General features: G+C 70.3%; 17 protein-coding genes. 10 read left to right on the top strand and 7 right to left on the bottom strand.

Annotated features, from left to right (window positions below):
• Window positions 1-5 precede the first annotated feature (5 nt).
• A complete protein-coding gene (locus ACH4S9_RS05710; protein WP_311730092.1) occupies window positions 6-1,163 on the top strand; it encodes an ARPP-2 domain-containing protein in 1,158 nt (385 codons plus the stop codon).
• Between the two features lie 148 nt (window positions 1,164-1,311).
• On the opposite strand, the gene ACH4S9_RS05705 is transcribed toward ACH4S9_RS05710, so the two are convergent.
• Both ACH4S9_RS05705 and ACH4S9_RS05700 read right to left on the bottom strand, forming a co-directional pair.
• Window positions 1,312-3,450, bottom strand: coding sequence for a DUF6571 family protein (locus tag ACH4S9_RS05705; protein ID WP_398370032.1), 2,139 nt, complete (start codon window positions 3,448-3,450; stop codon window positions 1,312-1,314).
• Window positions 3,451-3,651: 201 nt separating this feature from the next.
• The gene (locus ACH4S9_RS05700; protein WP_398370030.1) at window positions 3,652-4,524 is read right to left on the bottom strand and encodes a hypothetical protein; all 873 of its coding nucleotides are present in this window, start codon (window positions 4,522-4,524) and stop codon (window positions 3,652-3,654) included.
• 178 nt (window positions 4,525-4,702) lie between these two features.
• On the opposite strand from ACH4S9_RS05700, the gene ACH4S9_RS05695 reads away from it, so the two are divergent.
• From ACH4S9_RS05695 to ACH4S9_RS05685, 3 genes are read left to right on the top strand one after another with little or no spacing between them, the layout of a single operon-like run.
• A complete protein-coding gene (locus ACH4S9_RS05695; RefSeq protein WP_311730021.1) occupies window positions 4,703-5,344 on the top strand; it encodes a helix-turn-helix domain-containing protein in 642 nt (213 codons plus the stop codon).
• Window positions 5,341-6,429, top strand: coding sequence for an acyltransferase family protein (locus ACH4S9_RS05690; protein WP_398370027.1), 1,089 nt, complete (start codon window positions 5,341-5,343; stop codon window positions 6,427-6,429). The genes ACH4S9_RS05695 and ACH4S9_RS05690 overlap by 4 nt, the downstream gene beginning before the upstream one ends.
• A gap of 51 nt (window positions 6,430-6,480) precedes the next feature.
• Window positions 6,481-6,810 carry a putative quinol monooxygenase gene (locus tag ACH4S9_RS05685; RefSeq protein WP_311730023.1) on the top strand — a complete coding sequence of 110 codons (330 nt, stop codon included), beginning with the start codon at window positions 6,481-6,483 and terminating at the stop codon, window positions 6,808-6,810.
• A gap of 91 nt (window positions 6,811-6,901) precedes the next feature.
• Here the strand turns inward: ACH4S9_RS05685 and ACH4S9_RS05680 are convergent, their stop codons facing one another.
• The 3 genes from ACH4S9_RS05680 to ACH4S9_RS05670 form a co-directional block, all read right to left on the bottom strand.
• A complete protein-coding gene (locus ACH4S9_RS05680; RefSeq protein WP_398370025.1) occupies window positions 6,902-8,266 on the bottom strand; it encodes a hypothetical protein in 1,365 nt (454 codons plus the stop codon).
• 123 nt (window positions 8,267-8,389) lie between these two features.
• Window positions 8,390-8,938 (bottom strand): TetR/AcrR family transcriptional regulator, encoded by a 549-nt coding sequence (locus ACH4S9_RS05675; RefSeq protein WP_311730025.1) that lies wholly within the window; start codon window positions 8,936-8,938, stop codon window positions 8,390-8,392.
• Window positions 8,931-9,356, bottom strand: coding sequence for a DUF4260 family protein (locus ACH4S9_RS05670; RefSeq protein WP_311730026.1), 426 nt, complete (start codon window positions 9,354-9,356; stop codon window positions 8,931-8,933). Before ACH4S9_RS05670 ends, ACH4S9_RS05675 begins: the two co-directional genes overlap by 8 nt.
• 358 nt (window positions 9,357-9,714) lie before the next feature.
• Between ACH4S9_RS05670 and ACH4S9_RS05665 the strand changes: the two genes are divergently transcribed.
• On the top strand, window positions 9,715-9,915 hold the full coding sequence (locus ACH4S9_RS05665; protein WP_385347205.1) for a DUF397 domain-containing protein: 201 nt from the start codon (window positions 9,715-9,717) through the stop codon (window positions 9,913-9,915).
• 87 nt (window positions 9,916-10,002) lie between these two features.
• Window positions 10,003-10,662, top strand: coding sequence for a LuxR C-terminal-related transcriptional regulator (locus tag ACH4S9_RS05660; RefSeq protein WP_398370022.1), 660 nt, complete (start codon window positions 10,003-10,005; stop codon window positions 10,660-10,662).
• A gap of 172 nt (window positions 10,663-10,834) precedes the next feature.
• Here the strand turns inward: ACH4S9_RS05660 and ACH4S9_RS05655 are convergent, their stop codons facing one another.
• Window positions 10,835-11,803 carry a LuxR C-terminal-related transcriptional regulator gene (locus tag ACH4S9_RS05655; RefSeq protein ID WP_398370020.1) on the bottom strand — a complete coding sequence of 323 codons (969 nt, stop codon included), beginning with the start codon at window positions 11,801-11,803 and terminating at the stop codon, window positions 10,835-10,837.
• A 137-nt stretch (window positions 11,804-11,940) separates the two neighbouring features.
• Here ACH4S9_RS05655 and ACH4S9_RS05650 point away from each other — a divergent pair, with 137 nt between their 5' ends.
• The 3 genes from ACH4S9_RS05650 (at window position 11,941) to ACH4S9_RS05640 (ending at window position 21,060) form a co-directional block, all read left to right on the top strand.
• Window positions 11,941-15,627, top strand: a complete 3,687-nt coding sequence (locus ACH4S9_RS05650; RefSeq protein ID WP_398370018.1) for a S8 family peptidase — start codon at window positions 11,941-11,943, stop codon at window positions 15,625-15,627.
• 188 nt (window positions 15,628-15,815) lie between these two features.
• Window positions 15,816-18,941 carry an alpha-N-acetylglucosaminidase gene (locus ACH4S9_RS05645; RefSeq protein ID WP_398370016.1) on the top strand — a complete coding sequence of 1,042 codons (3,126 nt, stop codon included), beginning with the start codon at window positions 15,816-15,818 and terminating at the stop codon, window positions 18,939-18,941.
• Window positions 18,942-19,032: 91 nt separating this feature from the next.
• Window positions 19,033-21,060, top strand: coding sequence for a hypothetical protein (locus ACH4S9_RS05640; RefSeq protein WP_398370014.1), 2,028 nt, complete (start codon window positions 19,033-19,035; stop codon window positions 21,058-21,060).
• A gap of 17 nt (window positions 21,061-21,077) precedes the next feature.
• Here ACH4S9_RS05640 and ACH4S9_RS05635 read toward each other — a convergent pair whose 3' ends face one another.
• Window positions 21,078-21,626: a DinB family protein gene (locus ACH4S9_RS05635; protein ID WP_361192993.1), complete on the bottom strand. Its 549-nt coding sequence runs from the start codon at window positions 21,624-21,626 to the stop codon at window positions 21,078-21,080.
• A 147-nt stretch (window positions 21,627-21,773) separates the two neighbouring features.
• Between ACH4S9_RS05635 and ACH4S9_RS05630 the strand changes: the two genes are divergently transcribed.
• Complete coding sequence (locus tag ACH4S9_RS05630; protein ID WP_398370011.1) at window positions 21,774-22,349, top strand: hypothetical protein; 576 nt, start codon at window positions 21,774-21,776, stop codon at window positions 22,347-22,349.
• Window positions 22,350-22,401: the final 52 nt, after the last annotated feature.

Here is a 22,401-nt window from a genome sequence, read left to right as displayed (position 1 = left end):
AGCCGGTGAAGCAGGACACGACGGGCGTGGCGCTCACGGGCCTGACCGCGCTGCCCTCCCAGGTGTGGGGCGCCATCCGGCTGGTGCCGCTGGTGCGCGAGGAGCCGATCACCGATCTGCGCCTGGACGACCGGCTCTACGGCGACGACTTCGCGGCCGTCGAGCTGGACCGGCGCACCGCGTACTGCTCCTACATCCCGCACGGCTTCGTCGCCAACTGGACCGACGACGGCACCCCCGCGGCCTCCTACGGCACCCAGCTGCGGCGGGACCCGCGCGGGCCGCGCCCGCCATGCGTCCCGCTCCGCTTCCACCGCCGGATGGCCCGCCGCGTCGACAAGAACCGGGTGCGCTTCCTGCCCCTGCACCTGGCCCTGGAGGGCTATCTGGCGCTGCACTTCGGCGGCCCCGAGGTGGCCTGGGAGGAGTGGTCGCACCGGGCGGTCGCCCGCGGACTGTCCCCGCGCGTCGAGCAGGCGTATGTCGGGGCCGAGGTGGAGGGGTTGCGCGACGCGCTGCGGGTCTTCGAGATCCACCCCGGCCAGTGCGGGGTCATGGTGTACGCGGCCGACGCCCTGGCCTCGGCCTTCGTGGTGCCGCACCCCGACGACTACCGCGCCCTGCACCCCTCGCTGGTCCTGGACCTCTTCGGGGAGCTGATCCACCACTACACCACGCTGCACGCGCCGGTCCCGGAGTTCCGGGCCCGGATCCGCGACAGCGCGGTGGGCTCGCTCGCCGATCTGCGGGCGGAGGCGGCCCGGCACCGGCGCGAGTGGGCCGAGTTCCACGACGGCACCATGGCGGGCGGGCTGCTCGACGAGTCGTACACCCTGCGGCGCGTCCGCACGATGGGGCCGTTCGCCCTGTCCCGCTTTCTGCCGCCCTTCCGCCGGAACACCGAGCAGCACATCGGCGAGACCATCACCCACGAGGACGGGCGCCTGGCCTACCTCAAGACCTTCCGGCTGTCGGAGGCGCAGGTCCGCCGCGGCCATCTGCTCACCCTCCTCGCCGCCCACGACTGGCGCCTGGAGGCGACGGCCGACGCCCAGGGCGTGACCCTCGACCAGCTGGCCTCCCGCATCGAGCACGCGGGCTTCGGCGCGCTGCTGCGCCAGGACATACGCGACCACTACCGCGCGGCGGCCCGCGCCCGCTAGGGACGCCCGGCGTTTCCTTCCCCTACCCGCCCCTTCCCACAACTGGGGCTCCGCCCCAGGCCCCGGGGCAGGCGCGCAGCCCCTGCCACGTGGCGGAGCCGCACATCGATGCCGCGGGAAGGGGCGGGGCAGGAGCACCCGGCGGCCGTCAGAACCCCGGGCGGCCGAGGGCCTGGAGGGCCTCGCGGCGGGCGCTGTCGTGGCGTTCCTGGCCGGAGCCGACGAGCGTCCTGGTGAGGCCGCTGTCGGCGGCCTCGCCGTGTTCCTTGCTCCAGCCCACCACGAGGGCGTCCACCTGCCGCTGCCCGACGTCGAACGCCTTCATGTTGTCCTGCGCCGCCGACGCGCTGGCCTGGGCGACGTGGTCCTTGCCCCACTCGTACATGCCCGCGTAGAGGATGGACTGGGCCGCGTCGCCGAGGATCGGCACCGCGGCGGGCGTGGAGGGCACGAAGTTGAGCGCGAATCCGGGGATGATGAAGGCGGCCGTCCGGACGTCCGAGGCCCACTGCACCGCTTTGTCCCTCTTGTCGAAGAGGATGTCGGAGCTGACCCCGTCGTAGAAGCCGAAGGTGGAGGAGGCCGCATTGATGGCGGCGGTGCGGTCGTTCGGGTGCTTGAAGTCGGTTCCGGCCAGCGTCTGCGCCGCGTACTGCCGCTCCGCGGCGTACATCCCGGCGTAGGCCGCGGGGTCCTCGGACACCCCGCGCATGATGCGCGACAGCTCCTCGGGGGACACCGCCATGCGCACCGTGCCGCCGTCGTTCCACACCCCGTCGCCGTCCGCGTTGACCTTGTAGTTCTCGTTGGTGCGGGACAGGATCTCGTGGGTGTCGGACGTGTAGTCCATGAGCATGTGGCCCAGGCTCGACCGCAGGTTGGCGGGCATCTCGTCGCCGTGCCAGTCCTTGTTGAGGAGCTTGATGGTGTCGTGCATGACCCGGGCCTCGCCCTCGGTGTGCCCGCCCAGCGGATGCTCGGTGCCCGGCACGGCGCCCGTGGCGGCCGCCTCCAGCGCGGCCCCCAGGCCCAGCCGGTTCCCCGGGGCGTCCTGGCTGAGCGAGCCGTAGCCGGTGGCGGTCTCCCAGGAGGGCCAGTCACGGTTCTGGAGCAGATACTTCAGGCGCCCGTTCTGGCCGTCCGCCCCGGGGTCGAGGAAGGATGTCGCCACGTCGGGCTGCTTGCCCATGATGCCGAGCAGGGTGTCGAGCGGGTCGCCCGTGAAGTCCCGGTGGCCCGCGTTCAGCTGCTTCCACCGGCCGGTCCCGAAGTCGTCCTTCTGCTCCACGGCGATGATGTCGTCGCCGATGTCGGTCAGGAACTGCTTCCCATAGTTCTTGCCGTGCGTCATCAGATCGACGAACGACTGATATCCGGTGAGCGGGTTCAGTTCCTTGTCGAAGTTCTCGTCGCCGACCTTGCGCAGGCCCTCGCGCCACTTCGTGTAGAAGGGGTCGGAGGGCGTCCTGGTGGCCGTGGCGATCGAGGTCGCCACGCCTTCCTGGAGAGCGGTGAATTCCGTCTTGTCCTCGCCCTTGCCGAGGCTGTGGAATTTGTTGTTGAGCTGAATGACGCCCTTGGGGCCCAGCCCGTCCAGGAAGGTCTGGCTGAACGCCTTGTCGTGCTCGTTGTCGCGGAACAGCCGCTGGAACTCGGCCAGTTCCTTGCCGCTGAGCCGGTCGCCGGAGGTGAGCCTGGTCGCGAGGTCCTGGGCCGCCTTGGCCTCGACCTTCTCGATGTCGCCTTCCGCCTCGCCGTTGAACCCGTTGACCGCGCCGTCAAAGGGGTTGGTGTCCCGCACGGCCTCCTTCAGCGCGAGCTTCACGCCCTGGTCGGCGTCGTCGACCGCCTTGACCGCCGCCGCGATGTGCTCGGTCCACGACTGCTCGGTCCGGTGCAGATCCGGGTCGTGCCGCGCGGCATTGGCCTCCGACGCGCCGGCCTTGGAGAAGTCGTAACGAGCGATACCGGCGTCCGAGACCATCATTCCGGCCTTCACCGCCTCCGCGACCGCGGATTTCACCTTTCCGCGCAGCTCCACGAACTGGCGGTGCGCGTCGGTCAGCAGCGAGGCAATGGCCTTGGCCTCCGTCTGCGCGGCGGTGAACTGCTTGTCCGTGATGTCCATGCTGTCAACGGCGACGAGGTTTGCATCGCCGGTCCAGCTGCCGTCCTCGCCTACCGACTTGACTCGCTCCTGGTAGACCTTCTGGACATCCGAGAATTTCTTCGCGGCCTCTTTCCATTGCTCGGCTGCGTTCTCCAGGTACGACAGGTCGGCTGTCATGACCTGGTGGTACGTGAGCACGGTCTCCCCCATGGCAAGGCTTCAGGCGGTTGCGGTACGTCGGGTCGAATCGCGACAGTACCCCTGGCCTGGGGAAACAAGGCCTGTTCAGGGCCCGGTTCATCATGTCGAAAGAAATACTTCACAAGAAACGGCGGGCGCCCCGTCCGGTCACATCCGGAGAGGGGCGCGCACACCTCGCTACTTCGGGTCCTCCACCCGTACCTCCTTGCGGAGATCGGCCGCGATCCTGGCGGAGTCGTCCAGCGTCAGGGGCTTCGTCCCCTCGTTGGGCACCACCACGGCCACCGTGTCGAAGTCGGCCCACGCGCACAGCGGCAGCTGGCTGGGCTCGCCCTCGCCCGGGTCCTCCTTCGCCTTGATGAGCTGGCACTTCATGATGGCGTTCTCGAGGCCCTCGGGCGACTTCCGCTCCGGGGTGCCCACCACGAGCGCGTCACTGTCGCTGGTGCCCGCCGTCTCGCTCCTCTTCTTCAGGGTGCTGAAGAACGCGTCGACGGACTTCTCCGGGTCCTTCACCTCCCCGTAGGCGCCCAGCAGCTTCAGCTTCTTCGCGCCCCCAGCCGCGCGCCATTCCGCGTCCAGGCCCATGCCGCTCGTCATGCCGAACGCCTGCGCCTTCTCGCCGACCAGCGGTACCTCGCCGGAGTCCTCGCTCGTGTACTCGCCGAGCACGGTCTTGGGTGCGGTGAGCTTGTAGTCCTTGCCGTCGTCGGTGAGCTTGCCGCCGTCCTCGTCACTCCCCCCGCCGAGCAGCAGGACACCCCCGACGATCGCCGCGACCACGACCACCGCGCCGATCACCAGGCCTGTCGTCTTTCCCTTGCCGCCGCCGCTCGGCGGGGGCTGCGGCATGCCGGGCATGCCGGGCGGCGGATAGCCCTGCTGCGGATAGCCGGGCGGCGGATAACCGGGCTGCGGCTGTTGTTGGGGGTAGGCGTAGCCGGGCTGAGGCGGCTGCGCGTACGGATTCGGTCCGCCCTGCGGCGGCTGGCCGGGCGGCGGACCTGGAGGCGGGCCGTACGGTCCGGGTGGCGGCTGGTTGTGACTCATGTGCTGCGGCCTCTCCCCATGCTGCTGCTTTCTGAACACACGTCAACAGGCATTACACAGCTGGACGCGACAAGCGTCGCGCCGGGTTCCAGCTGCGACCCCGGCAAGGATGCCAGCTTCACCGGCGGCTTCGATACCCACGGGTACTGAATACCCGTGGGTATGCTACGGTCTGCACATGTCAGATACAGACAGTCATCGACACCCACAGGAGCCGGTCCCCCGCCTCCCCCGCGAGGAGGTACGCCGCCGGCTGCTCACCGCCGCCGGGCGAGTGTTCGCCGAGCGCGGCTACGCCGACAGCAAGCTGGAGGACATCGCCCACGCCGCCGGCTTCACCAAGGGCGCCGTCTACTCCAACTTCGGCAGCAAGCGGGAACTCTTCGGCGCGCTACTCAGCGAACGCGCCGAAGCCGAACTGACCAGCGTGATGACCGGCATCGACGAGGCCCCGAACGTGTCCGCGCTCATCGATCAGGCCGCGCGTCTGGTCGCGCAGCGGATCGTCCAGGACACCGTCAGGGGCCGGCTCGGCCTCGAATTCGCCACCCATGCCACCCGCGACGAGGAGACCAAGGCGGCGATCACCCCCATGCGCCGCGCCCAGCGGGCGGCGGCGGCCGACGCCGTCCGGGCGGCCACCGAACGCGTCGGCATCAGACCGCCCATCGACCCCGAGTTGGCCGGAGTGATCCTGCACTGCCTGACCAACGGCCTGTCGATGGAGCATCTCGTCGACCCCGAAGGGATCGACGCCTCTACCGCGGAGCGGGCGCTGGGCGCCGTGCTCGGCTGGCTGACCGGGGAGGCATCGTCATGAAACGCAAGGAATACGTCGACTGGCTGCGGAACTTAGGGATCGTCTTCCTGTTCCCCTTCCACACCGCGCGAATCTTCAACGACAATCCAGAGTTTTACGTCAAGGGCCCGGAGAACGTCTTCTCCTCTGCCTTGGTCAACGTCTCCTCCTTCTGGTTCATGCCGCTGCTTTTTCTCCTGGCCGGCATGTCGAGTTATTACGCGCTGCGGAAGCGAGCGGCCCGGGGCTATGTGAAGGAACGCTGTCTGCGACTGCTGGTACCGTTCCTCTTCGGCTGCGCTGTCATCGTGCCGCCGCAGGCGTACTACGCGATGAAGTTCCACCACGGCTATCGCGGCAGTTACCCCGATTTCCTGTGGTCCTACTTCACAGATTTCTCCGACTGGTCAGTGCTGACCTCGATCTCACCGGCGCATCTGTGGTTCATCCTCTTTCTCTTCGTCATATCGGTCACCCTGCTGCCCCTGATGCTCACGGTGATCCGGCGCCAGTACACGCCGTCCTGGCTGAACGACCCGGTCCTCGCGCTGCTCCCAGCGGCCGGCCTCGCGATGCTGTCCTTCCTGCCGGAGATCGGCGGGGAGAACATCTTCACCTACGCCGGATATGTACTGCTCGGTTTTCTCATCGCCACAAGAGATACGATCATCGACACCCTGGAAAGGGCCCGGCGCGGCTATCTGTGCATCTCCGTCCCGGGCGCCGTCGGGATTCTTGTCGAGAGATTCGCCAGAGGCAGCCAGACGGATCCGCTGTCCGCCGCCTGGCACTATCCGGTGTACTGGGCGACCCTGCTGGCCATGCTCGGGTACGGGAAGCGGTATCTGGACCGCGCATCAGCCTTCATGGACTATTTCAGCCCGGCGGCTTTTCCGGTCTATATCTTGCACCAGACCTATCTGATCATCACCGCGTACTATGTTCTGCGGACCGTGGAGCACAGCGCCATCGCCTTCGCGATCATCATGGTGCTGCCGCTCTGCCTCAGCGTCGCGAGCTACGAAGCCATCCGCAGAACGCCAGGGCTGCGGACCATGTTCGGCCTGCGGGCACACCAGCCGGCCGCCACGCTCCCGATCAGTTGAACTCCCGGATCACTTGACCTTTACACCGGTGTCAGTCCCTAGGGTCGCCTCATGACCACGCACACGACGACGCTCACGCAAGCGCCCATCTCCCTCTACGGCTTCCTGCGCCCCAAGCCGGAGCGCGCCGACGAGGTCAGGCAGCTCCTCTCCTCCCTCGTGGAGCCCACCCGCCAGGAAGAGGGGAACCTCCAGTACCACCTCCACGAGCACGAGGACGGCCGCCTCTTCCTGTACGAGCTCTGGCGCTCTCAGGAAGACCTGGACCGCCACAACGCCCAGCCGCCGCTCTCCGACTTCCTGGCCAATCTGCTCGACTACCTCGAAGAACTCCCCGAGGGCTACTTCAACACCATGATCAGCCACTACCCGCAACCATAAGGACGGCGGCCTTCGACGTACGCGGCCGCTCCGGGGAGCGGACCGCGCCCGGATAGGGCGAACCCGGATAGGGCGAACATCGCCCGTTCGTTCAGTCAGTGATGTACCAGTCGTCCTTCATGTACTCCAGGGTGCTGGTCCCGATCTCGTTTTCGGAGAAGGTGACAGATGCCTTGACCGCCGCGGCCGAGATGTCGAACTTGTCGGGGCTTCGTACGACGACCTTCTGCGGGTCGACCGTCGCGGTCTGCAGAGCCTTCTTCTGCGTCGGCGAGATCATCTGGAACGTGACGAGGAACGTGGACGTGCACGGGCCGAACCCCTGATCCTCCGCCTGCTTCGCCGCGGGCCCGGCAATCTCGCAGACCGTCTTGATGTCCTCCCGGCCCACGGCATGCAGATACTGCTCGTACCGCCGGATCGCCCCTTCCTTCGTCCTGGGCGCGGCCTGATCCGTGGGCTGGTCCGTGGGCTGGTCCTTGGGCGGATCCGCCGGCTTCTTGTCGGCGGGCCCACAACTGTCGTTGGTGAAGATGCCCGGCAGCAGACGCCCCGGGTTCGGGCCCATCGGCCCGTTGAAGCCGCTCACATGCTGTTGCGAACCCCACCACCCGGCATACCCCCACCAGGGCTCGCCGTCGGCAGGGCGGACGTTGTCCCATGTGCGCCACTCGGTGCCCTTCGAGGTCCGGTCGAACGTGGTGTTCACCCGGTGGTATCCCTTGGTCGGATAGGAACCGTGTGAACCACGCGCCGAGTACACCGTCGGATGCCCGTTCTGCGGATCCAGGTCCGACCACTTCACGCTGCACGGATCGCCGCCGTGCTTCGCGAAGGTCACGGCCTCCGGCTTGCCGTCGCGCAGTTGGACCGCGACGCGCTCCCAGTCGCCCTCGTGCCTGTTGCCCGCGATCAGGTTGTTGTAGGCGTAGAAGAACCAGTACACGTACGCCGCGCGCTTCGGGTCGCTCTTGTGCTTGTGGTACTCCCAGTAGACTGGCGCGTCAGTGCCCTCGCCCTTGCGCACCTCCTTCGGCGGGTCGAGATAGAAACCGCCGCCGGACTCGGTCGAGGTGTGCCACTTCTCCCCGTGTCCTGGGCAGGACACCGGCTTGGACGACGACTTCCCCGGCTCCACGTCCGCGTGTTGGTAGGGGTTGTCCTTACTCCCCAACCGCCGCGGGTCGATCGGCTCGGCCGCGGGTCCCTCGTCACGGCACATGCCATCGTGGTCGAAGCGCAGCGCGGACCGCCCGATGAACCGCGTCGCGTCCATCGGCATCAGCGACTCCCCCTTGGCGAGCCGCACCAGAGGCGCGTACCGCGCGGCCTCGGCCGCAGTCCCCTTCGAGGGCTCCGCCCCCGTGTACTCCTTCTCCTTGTCCGGCCCGCACGCCACCAGCGCCACCGAAAGCGACACCGCCACGCCCACCATCGCCCGCATCCGACCCCGCACCGGCTCCCCCTTCGTTCGCCCGCCACCAGCCGACAGCACGTCAGGTCATCACGCGAAATCCGGCAGAACGGTTCCCGGCGCGGCGTCGACGGCGCGCGACGCCCGAGTCCCACACGGTGGCCCTCAGCAGTCGGCCGTCGCCGGCTGGAACGCGGCCGCGCCCGTTTCCCACGCCTTGGTCAGGTCGGCACCGTCCGGGAAACGGCCGTTGAGCTGGAGGACGACCATGCCGTGGGCGAACGCCCAGGCGGCGCGGGCAAGATCCTCGTCGCCGCCGCAGGCGCGGAGAAGAGGCGCGGCGGCGCGGTACTCCAGACCGGGCGGAAGCGCGGCGCGCGGGAGAGGGCGCTCAGTGGTGAGCCGGTAGAGGTGCGGGTGGGCCAGGGCATGCCGGCGGTAGGCCTCGGCAAGGGCCGGTACGGACCCCGGATCGGCGGCCTCGGCGGCCTCCAGTACCTCGGCGGTCTCCCACAGCGACAGAGCGATCAGCTCCGACTCCACCGCCGCCTTGTCGGGGAAGTGCTTGTAGAGGGAGGGGGCCTTGATGCCGAGGCGGTCGCCGAGCCGGCGCATGGTGAGTGCTTCCGGACCCTCCTCCTCGAGCAGCGCCCGGGCGGCGCTCACGATGTCCCGGGCGCGCGGGGTGAGCCGGTCGGTGAATGGGTCAGCCACGCTGGAAGCCCTCCTTGGTGCGCGGTCCGTAGCCGAAAGCCCGATCGTACGAAATGTGGGCCATCCAGCCGCAGAGTGCCGCGAAGGCAGGCGCCCAGACGAACACACCGAACGTATAGACCACCATCAGGGCCAGCGGGACCAGCGGATGGTGGACGGCGTTGTAGTACGGGACCGCGCGCGGGAGGAGCCTGCCCCGGACGAGCCCGGCGGACGCGGCCTCACGGACACCGATCAGCATCGTCAGGTCGGGGGCGAGTAGGAAGGCGAAGGCGAGCAGACCGGCGACCCAGCCGTGCTTGACCGCCTCCAGTACGGCGAAGGCGGACCAGAACAAGGCGCCACCGAACCACGCGGCACGGCGGACCACGGTGAGCGTGCGGCGCGGGGCCGGAGTGACAGGGGTCGCGGCGCCCATAGGGGAGCCTCCTTCGAGATGCGTGGGCTAACACCGTTAGCCACAAAGCTAAGGCTAACGGCGTTAGCCGTCAAGGACGACGCCCCGCGCATGGATGCCCGCGTGCTTTGCCGGTGACGCCCGCGTCCTTGTCGGTGTAGTCGACAACCCCCCAGTCGTCCGAACACGACTCGACGAGCGCCAGCCCCCGACCGCCCTCGTCGTCGGCCTCGGCCTGCACGGGCTGGGGCAGGGTCGAGCCCGAGTCCCTGGCGTTGCCTCCAGTTGACGCGACGGTCTCCCCGGAGGCACGTAGCGGGAAGGACTCGCTGGGGTTGATCCAGCGGCTCCTCTATCCCCTGCTCCAGGAAGGGCACTCATGTCTCAGCTCAGGTGGCAGAAGTCAAGCTTCAGCGAGGGCCACACCGACGCATGCGTGGAGGTCGCCACCGACCCCACCGGCACCCCCCACCTCCGAGAAAGCGACGACCCCCACACCGTCATAACCACCACCCCCACCGCCCTCCGCGCACTCCTCCGAACGATAAAGACCGGCGCCCTCGACCGCCCCGGCCGCTAATAACCCCCCGCTCACCTCACAGCGGTACATTCGTCGGATTCGGTCAAGTCCCCCACCCCAGGGGCCCGACGAAGTCTTGGAGCCGCCGTGCGCGTTGTCCTCGCCGAAGACCTCTTCCTCCTGCGGGACGGTCTGGTCCGGATGCTGGAGGCCTACGACTTCGAGATCGCGGCGGCCGTGGACACCGGGCCCGATCTGACTCGCGCGCTGGCCGAGCTGAAGCCGGACGTCGCGGTCGTGGATGTGCGGCTGCCGCCGTCGTTCACGGATGAGGGGCTCCAGTGCGCGCTGGCGGCGCGGCGGGCGCGGCCGGGGTTGCCGGTGTTGGTGCTGTCGCAGCATGTGGAGCAGTTGTACGCGCGGGAGCTGCTGGCCGACGGGAGCGGCGGGGTCGGGTATCTGCTCAAGGACCGGGTCTTCGACGCCGATCAGTTCATCGACGCGGTGCGGCGGGTCGCGGCGGGCGGGACGGCGATGGATCCGCAGGTGATCTCACAGCTGCTGAACCGCCGGTCGCAGGACAAGCCGATGGGGAACCTGACGCCACGCGAGCGGGAGGTGATGGAGCTGATGGCGCAGGGGCGGTCCAACGCGGCCATCGCCACGCAGCTGTTCGTCACCGAGCGGGCGGTCGCCAAGCACACCTCGAACATTTTCGGGAAGCTCGGCCTGCCGCCGTCCGACGACGACAACCGCCGGGTGCTGGCCGTGCTGGCCTATCTCGACCGGGGACATGCCCAAAGCTGAGCCCTGTCCGTACCCCCGCCTCGCACGGCACGAACTCGTCCCGGAGCTGCTGGCGTTCGCCCACAGGACTTTGTGGTGAGTATCGGACAGCGACAGGCCGTGGTGTCGGCGTGTCGCTGTCCGATACTCACCACAACTCAGGCTTCGGTCGCCCCCCGCGGGGACCTACTGTTCAAACCCATCCGCGTCTGGTCGCTTCGACGCCCGCGTGGAAGCGGCTTTTGGCCTGGAGCGCGGCGAGGAGGTGCTGTACGCGTCGGCGCACGGTGCGGGTGGTGATGCCGAGTTGTCTGGCGATGGCCTCGTCCTTCATCCCGGCGGCGAGCAGGGTCATGACTTCGCGTTCTTCTTCGTTCAGTCCGGTGGGGTCGCCGCCTATGGGGACGGCCCGGCTCCAACTGGTCTCGAAGAGCATCACCAGGCCGTCGAGGAGCGGGGAAGAGCGCAGGTGGAGGGCTTTGGCGTTCTGCGGTTCGTGGTCGAGCGTGATGACAGCGGTGGTGCGGTCCGCGATGGCTCCCCTGAACGGAAGGTCGGGGTGGATGCGGGCCCGGAGTCCGCCGATCGAGGCGCGCTGGGCGCTCACCTCCGGTGTGAGGCCGTCGGGGTCGCAGAGCTGGCGGAAGGTCACGCCGCGTTGCAGGGTCTGCTTCTCCATGCTTCCGGTCTCACCGGCGACGTAGGGGGCGGTGTCCCACATGAGGATTTCGTCGCGGGCGTCGCGCAGGAGCTGGTGGTAGCGGTGCCCTACGTCCTCCCAGGCGTCCAGCTGATCGAATGGGCGCTCGCCGTGGTCGGTGCGCCGGGAGCGGCGGTAGGCCTCGTGAAGGTGCGGCAGCGAGCCTCGGACCTGGAGCAGTTCGGTTTCGTGTTTGAGGACCAGCGCTCGCAGAGCGCGATCGGGGTCGGCCGCGGACCATCCGGCGCCGGAGTCACCGGCCGTGGCCAGGACGTTGGCGCGAAGGGCAAGGCCGTTGGCGCGCAGCCAGTCGAGGAGGGTGGTTGTGGACTCGATGGTGCGCCCGGTGTCGTGGGCGAGGTCGGATGTGGTGGCCGTTCCGCGGTTGAGGAGGGCGAGGTAGAGCGCCTCCGCGCCGTCCGGCATCCCGAGGCCGGAGAGCGCCGACAACTCCCGAGGCATCGCGGCCCTTTCCTCTAGCGGACAGAATCCGCTTGCTGACGACTTCAGTTCCTAGTCATGAACAGGACACTTACGACAGCATCCTCCGGTAACCGGGCCGGTGCGTCCAGCAGCCCGGGCCGAAGGAGGAATTCTCTATGAGAGACCCCGGAAGACTCCGCGCGGCGACCGTACTCATGGCCGCCGCCGCGGTAGTTGCGGGAACGCTCGTGGCCGGGCCGGCCGCTGCCGACCCCGCACCGGCCGGCCGGCCGGCCAAGCCCGGTTCAAGCCCGCAGGCGATGGCGAAGCCCGTCCGGACCACACTGATCACCGGCGATGTCCTGACCGTGCGCAGCATGAACGGGAAAAAGACGATCAGCGCGGACAGCTCCGGTCCCTCTCGGGGCATCGTGACGCTCTACGAGGAGAACGGCCACACCTACGCCATCCCCTCCGCGGCCCAGGCCGGTGTCAACGGCGGCCGTATCGACCGCGAGTTGTTCAACATCGACACCTTGACGACCTTCGGGTACGGCGCGTCCAAGCCGGTTCCCGTCATCGTCGACAACCAGGACAGCGCCAAGGCTCCGACGAAGCCCTCTCAAGCGGAAGGGGGCCGTGCGCTCAAGAGCATCAACGCGCTCGCGGTCACGGTGGCCAAGGACAGGGCGGAGAGCTTCTGGCGCGGCTACGACAGCACGAGCGACCTGCGGAAGCGCGGCGTGGAGCGGATCTGGCTCGACGGCAAGGTCAAGGTCGACCTCGCGGATTCGGTTCCCCAGATCGGTGCACCGGACGCGTGGAAAGCCGGGTTCGACGGCAAGAACGTCACGGTCGCCGTCCTCGACACGGGCGTCGACGCCACCCACCCGGACTTGAAGGGACGGATCTCCCAGAGCAAGGACTTCACCGGCGGGACGGACGCCGTCGACCACTTCGGGCACGGCACCCACGTCGCCGCGACCGTGGGCGGCAGCGGCGCGGGCAACGGCGCCAAGGGAGTCGCGCCCGGCGCCGACCTGGTGGTCGGCAAAGTCCTCGGCGACGACGGCTCCGGCACGTTCAGCTCGATCATCTCCGGTATGGAGTGGGCCGCCCGGAACGGGGCCGACGTCATCAGCATGAGCCTGGGCAGCGACACCCCGGACAACGGCAGCAATCCGATGAGTGCGGCCGCCGACGAACTCTCCGAGGAGACCGGCTCGCTGTTCGTCGTCGCCGCGGGCAACTCCGGCCGCCGCACCATCGGCAGCCCCGCCTCCTCGAGCGCCGCGCTCACCGTCGGAGCCGTGGACAAGGCCGACGCGCTCGCCCCGTTCTCCACCCGCGGGCCGCGCAGTGGTGACTACGCGGTCAAGCCCGAGATCTCGGCACCTGGCGTGAACATCCTCGCCGCCCGCGCCGCCGGCACCTCCATGGGCACCCCGGCAGGCGACCTCTACACCTCCGCCAGCGGCACCTCGATGGCCACTCCGCACGTCGCCGGCGCCGCCGCGATCCTCAAGCAGCAGCACCCCACCTGGACCGCCCAGCAGCTCAAGGCGGCCCTCGTCACCACTTCCAAGCCGGGCGGCTACCAGGTCGCCGAAGGCGGCGCCGGGCGCGTCGACCTGACCCGGGCCGTGTCCCAGAACGCCTACGGCACCCCCGCGGCGCTGAATCTCGGAGCGATCCGCTACGCCGAGGACGGCGACTACAAGCCGGTCTCGCGCGAGATCACCCTGCACAACGCCTCCGGCACCGACCGTACGTTCACCCTCAAGGACACGGGCGTCAATGCCGCCGGCAAGCCCCTGCCGGACGACGCCGTGACCGTGTCCGCCGCCTCGGTCACGGTGCCGGCGGGCAAGTCCGCCGACATCACCGTCACCGCCGACCCGAACCTCCTGGCCCGGGACACGCATTACAGCGGTCGGTTGTCGGCCACGGCCGAGGACGGCACCACCGTCGTCTTCCCCTTCTCCTTCCTCATGGAGAAGCTGATGTACGACGTCACCATCAAGGGCATCGGTACCGACGGTGTCGCCGCCGGCGGCCCCAGCCAGGCGTATCTGTTCCAGGCGGATATCCCGATCCGCACGGCCTCGACCTTCGACGCCCAGGGGGTCGCCCGCCTGCGCGTGGCACCGGGCACGTACAAGATGTACGCGAACATCTTCACGCCTGACGCCGACCGCAACTGGATCGACGAAGCGACGGCGGCCTTCGACTCGTCGGTGACCGTCGACCGCGACCTCACCTTCACCCTCGATGCCCGCAAGGCGACCGACGTCAAGGTCGACACCGGCCGCACCACCGAGTGGCGCGGCGGCGCGTTCACCTACAACGAGTTCGTGCTCCTGCTGCCCGGGAGCATCAAGAGCATCTCGACCCTGCCCTCACCCGGCGACGAGAAGACCGGCTTCGAACTCTTCTCCTCCCTCACGGCCCCCGTACTGACCGCGAAGGCGAAGACCCACAAGCCCCTCACCCTCGCCCCCACCCAGCTCGACGGCGCCAGGAAGTTCAGCGGCCACCGTACGCTCACCGTCGTCGACGCCGGGACCGGAACGGCCGAGGAGTACCGCAGGATCCGCGCCCGCGACAAGCTCGTCCTGGTCACCCGCAGCACCGACGTGCCGATCTCCGAGCAGATCAACACCGCGGCCGAGCACGGCGCCGCCGCCGTGGCCGTCGCGAACGACACCCCCGGCCGCCTCGTCGCCCCGGCCGGCTCCACCGCCGTACCCGCCTTCGCCCTCGACGGCGAACAGGGCGAACGGCTGACCGCGGAGGCAGCCAAGCGCACCGTCCGTGTCGAGCTGAAGGGCACCCCCTACAGCCCCTTCCAGTACGACCTCGTCAATTCGGCGCGCTCGATCCCCGAGAACGGGCTGAAGTTCGCCGTGGACAAGACCAACACCGCACGCATCGACGCCAACTACTACGCCCACGCCCAGAAGGAAGGAAACCTGCTTCAGGCGACCGGTCACGTCGGCGGCCTGTTCTACGCCTCCACCACGGTCCCGATCCGGCTGGGCACCGCACGCGAGGAGTACGTCACCGCCCGCCCCGAGGTCGACTACTGGACGGGAGTCGACATCGCCGGCTCCGACGGCGTCGCCGTCTTCGACACCGGCTGGCACGACTTCGCCCCTGGTGAACGGCGCGCGGTCGACTGGTTCAAGCAGGTCGCCAACCCCACCCGAGGCGGGACCTGGCTGGCCCAGGGATATTCATCGGCTGTCGGTGACTACCTCACCGTCGGTGCCATTCCGTTCCCCGACGGCGAGTCCTCGCACCTGCCGGTCGCGGTCTGGAACGACAGGATGTCCGTCGTCCTGTACCGCGGGGAGAAGGAGATCGCCCGCAAGGGCGACTACTTCTACACGACCTTCTACGTCGATCTCGAACCGGGCACCTACCGGGCGGTCCAGAAGATCGACCGCGATGCGCCCGGCTGGGAGTTCTCCAGGTCCGCCACCACCGAGTGGACCATCAACGTCACCAAGACGGGCATCGTCAGACAGATCCCGATGCCCAGGCTCTCCTACGACATCGACCTCAACCTGCGCAACCGGGTCAAGGCGGGCAAGAAGCTGCCCATCACCGTCAACGCCACGCTGCCGCCGAACGCCGACGGCAAGGTCACCCAGGTCAGGACCTGGGCCTCCTACGACGACGGCGCCACCTGGACCCCCGTCGAGCTGAGCCCGTCCCAGGACACCGGCAAGTACACCGGCACCCTGCGCCTCCCCCGCGCCTCGGCAACCCCCGGCTACGTGACGCTGCGCACCGAGGCCACCGAAGCGTCCGGCAACACCATCGACCAGACCGTCAAGCGGGCCTTCGGTCTCGAGTAACCGCTCACCACAACATCACCGCCGCGGGATGCCTTGGAGTGACATCCGGAGGCGTCCCGCGGCCTTGGCGGCGCTCGGACCCATACGGGTGGACACCCCGTACGCACCATTGCTGCCGCCCCGTCACCCTCGTTAACGTGCCGCTCACATACCACCGTTGGCCCGGGCCGGGCGTCATTGGGGGCATCATGAGCGATCTGAGCAGACGTACGCTGATCGGAACCGCCGGAGCACTCGGCGTCGGGGCCGCCCTGGGGAGCCAGTCCCCGGCGGCCGCCGAGGGAACGGAAAGCGCAGGGGACCACGCCGTGTTCGACACCGCGCCCGCGCGCGCCGCGCTCAAGCGGCTGCTGCCGGCCCATGCCGGGCAGTTCCGGCTGGTGCCGGTCGAGGGCGAGGGTGGCGAGGAGCGGTTCGAGGTCTCGGGGCGGCCGGGGCGGATCGAGGTGGCGGGGACCAGCCCGGCGGTGCTGCTCGCCGGGGTGCACTGGTATCTCAAGTACACCTGTCATGCCCTGATCACCTGGGCCGGGGACCAGCTCGACCTGCCCAAGACGCTGCCCGCGCCCCGGGCCCGCGTCGAGCAGTCGACCGCGCTCCCGCACCGCTTCGCCTTCAACGACACCCACGACGGCTACACCGCGCCGTTCGCCGGCTGGGACCACTGGGAGCACCTGATCGACGTCGCGGCCCTGCACGGCTGCAACGAGCTGCTGGTCACCGCCGGGCAGGAGGCCGTCTACCACCTCGTCCTCAAGGACTTCGGCTACTCCGACGAAGAGGCGCGCGCCTGGCTGCCCGCGCCCTCCCACCAGCCCTGGTGGCTGCTCCAGAACATGAGCGGATACGGCGGGCCGGTGAGCCCCGAGCTGCTGGCCAAGCGCACCGCCTTAGGGCAGAAGATCGCCGACCGGCTGCGCGAGCTGGGCATGCGGCCGGTGTACCCCGGCTACTTCGGAACCGTCCCGGACGGGTTCGTCGAGCGCAACCCGGGAGCGCGTACGGTCCCCCAGGGCACCTGGAACGGGCTGAAGCGCCCCGACTGGCTCGATCCGCGCACCGAGTCGTTCGGGCAGGTGGCCGCCTCGTTCTACCGCCACCAGCAGGAGCTGTTCGGCGAGTGCGAGCTGTTCAAGATGGACCTGCTGCACGAGGGCGGCGCCGCCGGGGACGTCCCCGTGGCCGACGCCGCCCGCGCCGTGGAGACCGCCCTCCAGACCGCCCGGCCCGGCGCGACCTGGGTGATCCTCGGCTGGCAGGCCAACCCCCGGCGGGAGCTGCTGGACGCCGTGAACCACGACCACATGCTGGTGGTGGACGGCCTGTCGGACCTGGACTCGATCGGTGACCGGGAGCAGGACTGGGGCTCGGTGCCGTACGCCTTCGGCACCATCCCCAACTTCGGCGGCCGCACCACGATCGGCGCCAAGACCCATATCTGGGCGCGGCGGTTCACCCAGTGGCGCGACAAGCCGGGCAGCAAACTGGTCGGCACCGCCTATATGGCTGAGGCGGTGGGGCGCGATCCGGCGGCGTTCGAGCTGTTCAGCGAGTTGGCGTGGCGGGATACGGCGGTGGATCGCGAGGAGTGGTTCCGGGCCTACGCGGACGTACGGCTGGGCGGGCGGGACGAGCGGGCCCGGGACGCGTACGCGGCGCTGCGCGACACCGCGTACCAGATCACCAGTTCCGACGGCCGCCCGCACGACTCGGTCTTCTCCGCCCGCCCCGATGTGACCGCGCGCTCCGGCACCAACTACGCCACCCGCATCCCGGCCTTCGACCTGGCGGACTTCGACGCCGCATTCGCCGCGCTGCTGGACGTACGCCCGGCGCTGCGCGACTCCGACGCCTACCGCCACGATCTGACCGATATCGCCCGCCAGGCGCTCGCCGACCGCTCCTGGACGCTGATTCCGCATCTGCACGACGCGTACGAGCGCAAGGACCTGGACGCCTTCCGGACGCTGGCCCGGCTGTGGCTGAAACTGATGCGGCTGAGCGACGACATGACCGGCGCGCACCGGGGCTTTCTGCTCGGGCCCTGGCTGGAGGACGCCAAGCGGCTGGCGTCCGACGAGGCGGAGGCCGCGCGCTTCGAACATCTCGCGCGCACCCTCATCACCACCTGGGCGGACCGGGTCACCGCGGACACCGGGAAGCTCGCCAACTACGCGAACCGCGACTGGAACGGCCTGATCGGCGACTTCCATCTGCCGCAGTGGCAGAGCTATCTGGACGAGCTGGAGGACGCGCTCGCCGAGGGGCGCGAGCCGCGCGACTTCGACTGGTTCGCGGTCGAGGAGCCCTGGACGCGCGAGCGCAAGAGCTACCCGGTCCGGCCCACGACGGACGCCCACCGCACCGGGCTCCGGGTGTACGAGGCGCTGGCCAAGGCCCCGTACCAGGGCACGGCCACCGTCTCCACCACCCCGTCGGGGGTGGAGCCCGGGGGCACCGCGGACATCGCCGCGGCCCTGCGCAATATGAACGGGCTGCGCGCCACCGGCCGCGTCGACTTCGACCTGACCGTGACCGGCCTCGACCCGAAGCCGCAGGGCGACACCTGGCTCCGCTCGATCCCGGCGGCCAGGACCGGCGAGGTCCACTGGCGGGCCACCGCGCCCGACGAGCCGCTTGAGAACCCGCTCAAGCCGCTGCCGTACGAGCTCGGCGTGGAGTTCGGGCCGCGCGGCGAGGACCGGGTGCGGCTGGTGCGCACCGGCACGCTGTGGGTGGCCGGGCCGCTGGACGCCGGCCTGAAGACGGTCACCAACAACGACGCGGTCTTCGGCCAGTTGTCGGATCGCTTCGCGATCGACGGGGCGGGGCGGGACCTGTGGAAGGCGACGGCCGAGTTCGGGTCGGTGTACCGGGAGGGGGCGCTGGCGGTCGGCACCGCCGTCACGGTGAAGGTGGTCAGCCAGGCCGTGACGGGCGCGTGGGCGCGGGCGGGCATCATCGCCCGCGACAGCCTGGCGACGGCGGGCTCCCCGGGCTTTGTGAACCTGGCCGCCACCCCGTCCAGCGGCATCGTGCTGTCGTACGACTCGAACGGGGACGGCACGCTGGACGCGTACAAGCGGATCACCGGCGTCAAGGCGCCCGTGCTGCTGCGGCTGACACGGGTGTCCGCCACCTCGTACAAGGGCGAGCTGTCGACCGACGACGGGACGACCTGGCGGGCGGTGGGGACGGTGACGGCGCCGGGGGCCTCGGGCTCCGCGCAGGATGTCGGGATCTTCATGACCGCGACGCACGGGGGGAATGTGGCGCGCGGGACGGCGGAGTTCAGCGGGTGGCGCCTCGGCTGACGGTGCGGGGATTTCGCGCCACCGCGCCTGGGCGCTACGGCCCAGGCGCGGGCCGTGGTGACCATCGCATGCGGCGCTCGTTCTCCAAACCGTGGAGCAGCAACAGGCGACAGCCAACCTCTCCGGCGATTCCCCCTCCCTCATCGACGTCGAGCAGGCCGAGGCCGCCATCGTCGAGCACTACCCGCGCCTGGTGCGGCTCGGCTACCTGGTGCTGCCGCCCGGCATGGGGCGCACACGGCGGGTGCTGGCGGCGCACGCGCTCGCGCAGCGCGCGCTGCCCCGCAACCGGACGAACACGGGCACGGACGCGGACACGGACGCGGACACGGACGCGGACGCGGACGCGGAGGCCGACAGCGGCGCCGACTCCGGGCCCCGGCTGCCCGGGCAGCGCGCGCCGGAGGGCGCGGCGGTGGACGCCGGGTACGCCTTCGTACGGCTGCGAGTGCTGCGCGGAGCGCTGCGCGCCGCGCGGCGGCGGCGCGGGCCGCTGGCCCCGGCGCTGCCGCGGGTGTGGGGGCTGCGGCTGTTCCCGCGCCCGGGCGGGGCCGATGAACTCGCCCTGGACAAGGCGCTGTCGGAGCTGTCGGGCCCGGGCCGGGCCGCGTATGTGCTGCGCGGCCTGGAGCGGTTGGGCGACCGCGAGGTGCGCGAGGTGCTGAAGGCCGCGGGGGTCGCCGACCCGCGGGACGCCCTCGCGGAGGCGGACACGGTGGAGGACCCGGCGGGCAGCCGGGACGGGGCGCTGCTGGAGTCCCCCGAGTTCGACCCGTGTTCGCTCCAGGCCCGGCCCACCGATCTGCTGCGGCGCCGCCAGCACGGGCGGGCGGCGCTGGCCGCGGGCGCCGCGCTGTTGGTGTGCGGCGCGCTGCTCGGCCTGCCGGGCGAGGGCTGGGGCCCCGGCGGCGCGGCAGCGCCCCCGTACGCGCGCAACCCGGCCTCGGAGCGGGCGCTGGACCCGGCCCGGCTGACCCGCGCCACGCCCGAGGTGTGGCGCACCGCGACCCGCGCCGACTTCTCGTCCTGGCCCGCGCGCGGCGACCGTACGGAGGACATGCCGCTGCTGCGCCGCGCGCTGGCCGTCTGGGCCCGGCCGGGCCGCTCGGTGCTGGTGTCGGCCACGCCCGGCACCCAGTCGGGCCCGCCGCCGGGGCCGCCGCAGCTGCTGTACGCGGGCGAGGTCGACCAGGTGACGGTGGTCCTGCTGTACGACGGGCTGCGGGTGGTGCGGTACGCCGAGCAGGGGCGCGGCGACGGCGGCCACGTGGCGGTGGAGTTCGCGCGGGCCGACGCCGCCGACGCGGCCTCCTCGACCGCCCTGGTCATCACCCGCACGGACGGGAACGTCCGTTATCTGACGGCCCCTTGGGTGCGTCACCCCTCCGTACGCGACCTGGTGCGGCCCGGCGAGGCGGCGCGGCCGCTGCGGCTGGCGGCGGACGGGGTGACCGACCCGGTGCGCGCGGGCGGGGCGGGCCTGGTGCGCGGTCCGGGGCGGGCGCCGGACTGCGAGAGCTGGACGGCGCTGCGGCTCGGCTCGCGCCTGGTGACGGACCTGGGCGAGCTCGTCCCGGCCCGGCTGACGTACGGCGCTCCGGGCGGGCGGGCCGGCGGGCCGCGGGATGTGGCGGGCGCGCAGGCCCGGGAGGCCTGGGCGCACACCGCCTGCCGGCTGCCGCTGCTGCACTCGCGGGGCGTGCGCTCGGTGAACGCCTGGCGGTTCGCGGCGCAGCGGCTGCCCGAGGGCGGCGGCGCGGCGGACTGGATGTGTACGCGCGCCGAGACCTGGCGGGGTGTGGGCGACCGGGTGCTGGCCCAGTTCCAGCCGCCGGCCAAGGACCCGGGCTCCCCGGCCGCGGTCGTCGCGAGCGCGGACGGCTCCCCGGCCTGCGGGCCGCGTGAGCCGCGGGTGCTGATGGGCGCGCTGTGGAAGTCGCGCACCGGGCGGTGGTATCTGCTGGCCGCGGGCAGCGCCCAGGTGACCTCCGTCGCGGCGCGCGGCGATGTGCGGGGCAGGGCGGCGGGACGGCTGCTGGCGGTGCCCGCCCAGGCGGGCGACCAGGCCCGGCTGAGCGGCCGGCTGATGGGCGGCGGGCGGCTGACGGCGCTGCGCTGATCTCGGCTCGGCTCAGTTCAGCGTGGTGAGGCCGCGCGCACCATCCGGAGCTGGCCGATCTCGGCGGCGTTCTTCATGAGCTCGGCGTTCACCCAGCCGAGCATATGGGCGACGGTGTGCTGGGGGTCGTTCTGCCAGGGGAAGGGCGCGACGGCCTCCAGGTCGGCGTCGGTGAGCTTGTCCAGCACCGCCAGCCAGTCCGTGCGCAGCCCGCGCAGCCACTCGACGGCCGCCGTCCCCTCGCCCGGCCAGGTGACCTCGGTGCGGTCCCGGGGCGTCCGGCCCTGTGCGTGGTCGATGGTCACGCTCCACCACCAGCCGATGTGCCAGCTCAGCCAGCCGATCGTGGGGACGGGCACCGGATCGGGTTCGGTGTCCGCCCAGTCGGGCACCCAGGTCCCGTCCGGCTGCTGACGTACGGTCCAACAAAGGGCGGCGGGCTCCCACAGGAAGTCCTCCGGCTCCAGCCGCTCCAGGTGGTACTCGAACAGGGACCAGGTCAGCTCGAACTGCCAACGCACCAGTTCACGTGGGGAGGTATGCACCCGGCAACCCTGACATGGCATCACCCTGCCCGGAAAGCGATTATCCGCAGTACAGCGGAACTGATCCAGAGAACCCCCGTGAGCGCTGGATTTCGGCTTGTCGCGTGTGGAAGGCTCGCCGACGACCACAGAATTCCGAATATTGAATTGGGTACGGCAGGATATCTCGTGCGGATAACGACTTCGATCGCCGCCACCGCTGTCGCGGTGCTGGCACTCACCCTGACCGGCTGCGGCGACGACGGCGACGGAAAGTCGGCGGCGCCGACCAAGGACGACAAGGGCGCCAGTCAGTCCACGGACGCGGGCAAGCCCACGCCCTCCGGCACCGGGGGCTCGGGCAACATGAAGTCCTCCAGCCCCACCCCGAGCAAGACCCCCGGCAAGACCGCCACCCCGCTCCCCAGCCGCAGCACCACCAGCGCCCCCACCAAGGCCCCGGTCCCGAGCCGTACGAGCGTCGCCCCGCCCACCGCCTCCGGCCAGTTGGCGAGCGCCCAGGGCACGTGGTACTTCCGGATGCGGGACGCGAACGGCAACCTGCTCACCTTGCGGGTCAACGGCACGTCCATGGCCCTGACCGGCCCCGACAAGACCTGCCCCGGGACCCTCACCTCCGCCATGGCCGCCTCCTTCACCTGTGCCGGCAAGACCTTGAACGGCACGGCCCGGGTCAGCGGCCGGACTCTCTCCCTCACCTGGACCGACGGCACCACCGACCAGTTCTCCCGCACCAAGCCGTAGCGGCCCGCGCAACCGCGAAGGAGCCGCACATCCCCCGATGCGCGGCTCCGCT

It is taken from the genome of Streptomyces sp. NPDC021225 (assembly GCF_044332865.1).
Lineage (GTDB): Bacteria > Actinomycetota > Actinomycetes > Streptomycetales > Streptomycetaceae > Streptomyces.
The sequence above is the reverse complement of the archived record's forward strand: the minus strand, read 5'-3'. Positions and strand labels throughout refer to the sequence as shown.

Bases quoted from the DNA above. Each gene is read 5' to 3' on its own strand.
- ACH4S9_RS05690 (WP_398370027.1), top strand. From the start codon at position 5,341: ATGAAACGCAAGGAATACGTCGACTGGCTGCGGAACTTAGGGATCGTC.
- ACH4S9_RS05705 (WP_398370032.1), bottom strand. From the start codon at position 3,450: ATGACAGCCGACCTGTCGTACCTGGAGAACGCAGCCGAGCAATGGAAA.
- ACH4S9_RS05635 (WP_361192993.1), bottom strand. From the start codon at position 21,626: ATGCCATGTCAGGGTTGCCGGGTGCATACCTCCCCACGTGAACTGGTG.
- ACH4S9_RS05695 (WP_311730021.1), top strand. From the start codon at position 4,703: ATGTCAGATACAGACAGTCATCGACACCCACAGGAGCCGGTCCCCCGC.
- ACH4S9_RS05645 (WP_398370016.1), top strand. From the start codon at position 15,816: ATGAGCGATCTGAGCAGACGTACGCTGATCGGAACCGCCGGAGCACTC.
- ACH4S9_RS05655 (WP_398370020.1), bottom strand. From the start codon at position 11,803: ATGCCTCGGGAGTTGTCGGCGCTCTCCGGCCTCGGGATGCCGGACGGC.
- ACH4S9_RS05670 (WP_311730026.1), bottom strand. From the start codon at position 9,356: ATGGGCGCCGCGACCCCTGTCACTCCGGCCCCGCGCCGCACGCTCACC.
- ACH4S9_RS05650 (WP_398370018.1), top strand. From the start codon at position 11,941: ATGAGAGACCCCGGAAGACTCCGCGCGGCGACCGTACTCATGGCCGCC.
- ACH4S9_RS05685 (WP_311730023.1), top strand. From the start codon at position 6,481: ATGACCACGCACACGACGACGCTCACGCAAGCGCCCATCTCCCTCTAC.
- ACH4S9_RS05665 (WP_385347205.1), top strand. From the start codon at position 9,715: ATGTCTCAGCTCAGGTGGCAGAAGTCAAGCTTCAGCGAGGGCCACACC.
- ACH4S9_RS05700 (WP_398370030.1), bottom strand. From the start codon at position 4,524: ATGAGTCACAACCAGCCGCCACCCGGACCGTACGGCCCGCCTCCAGGT.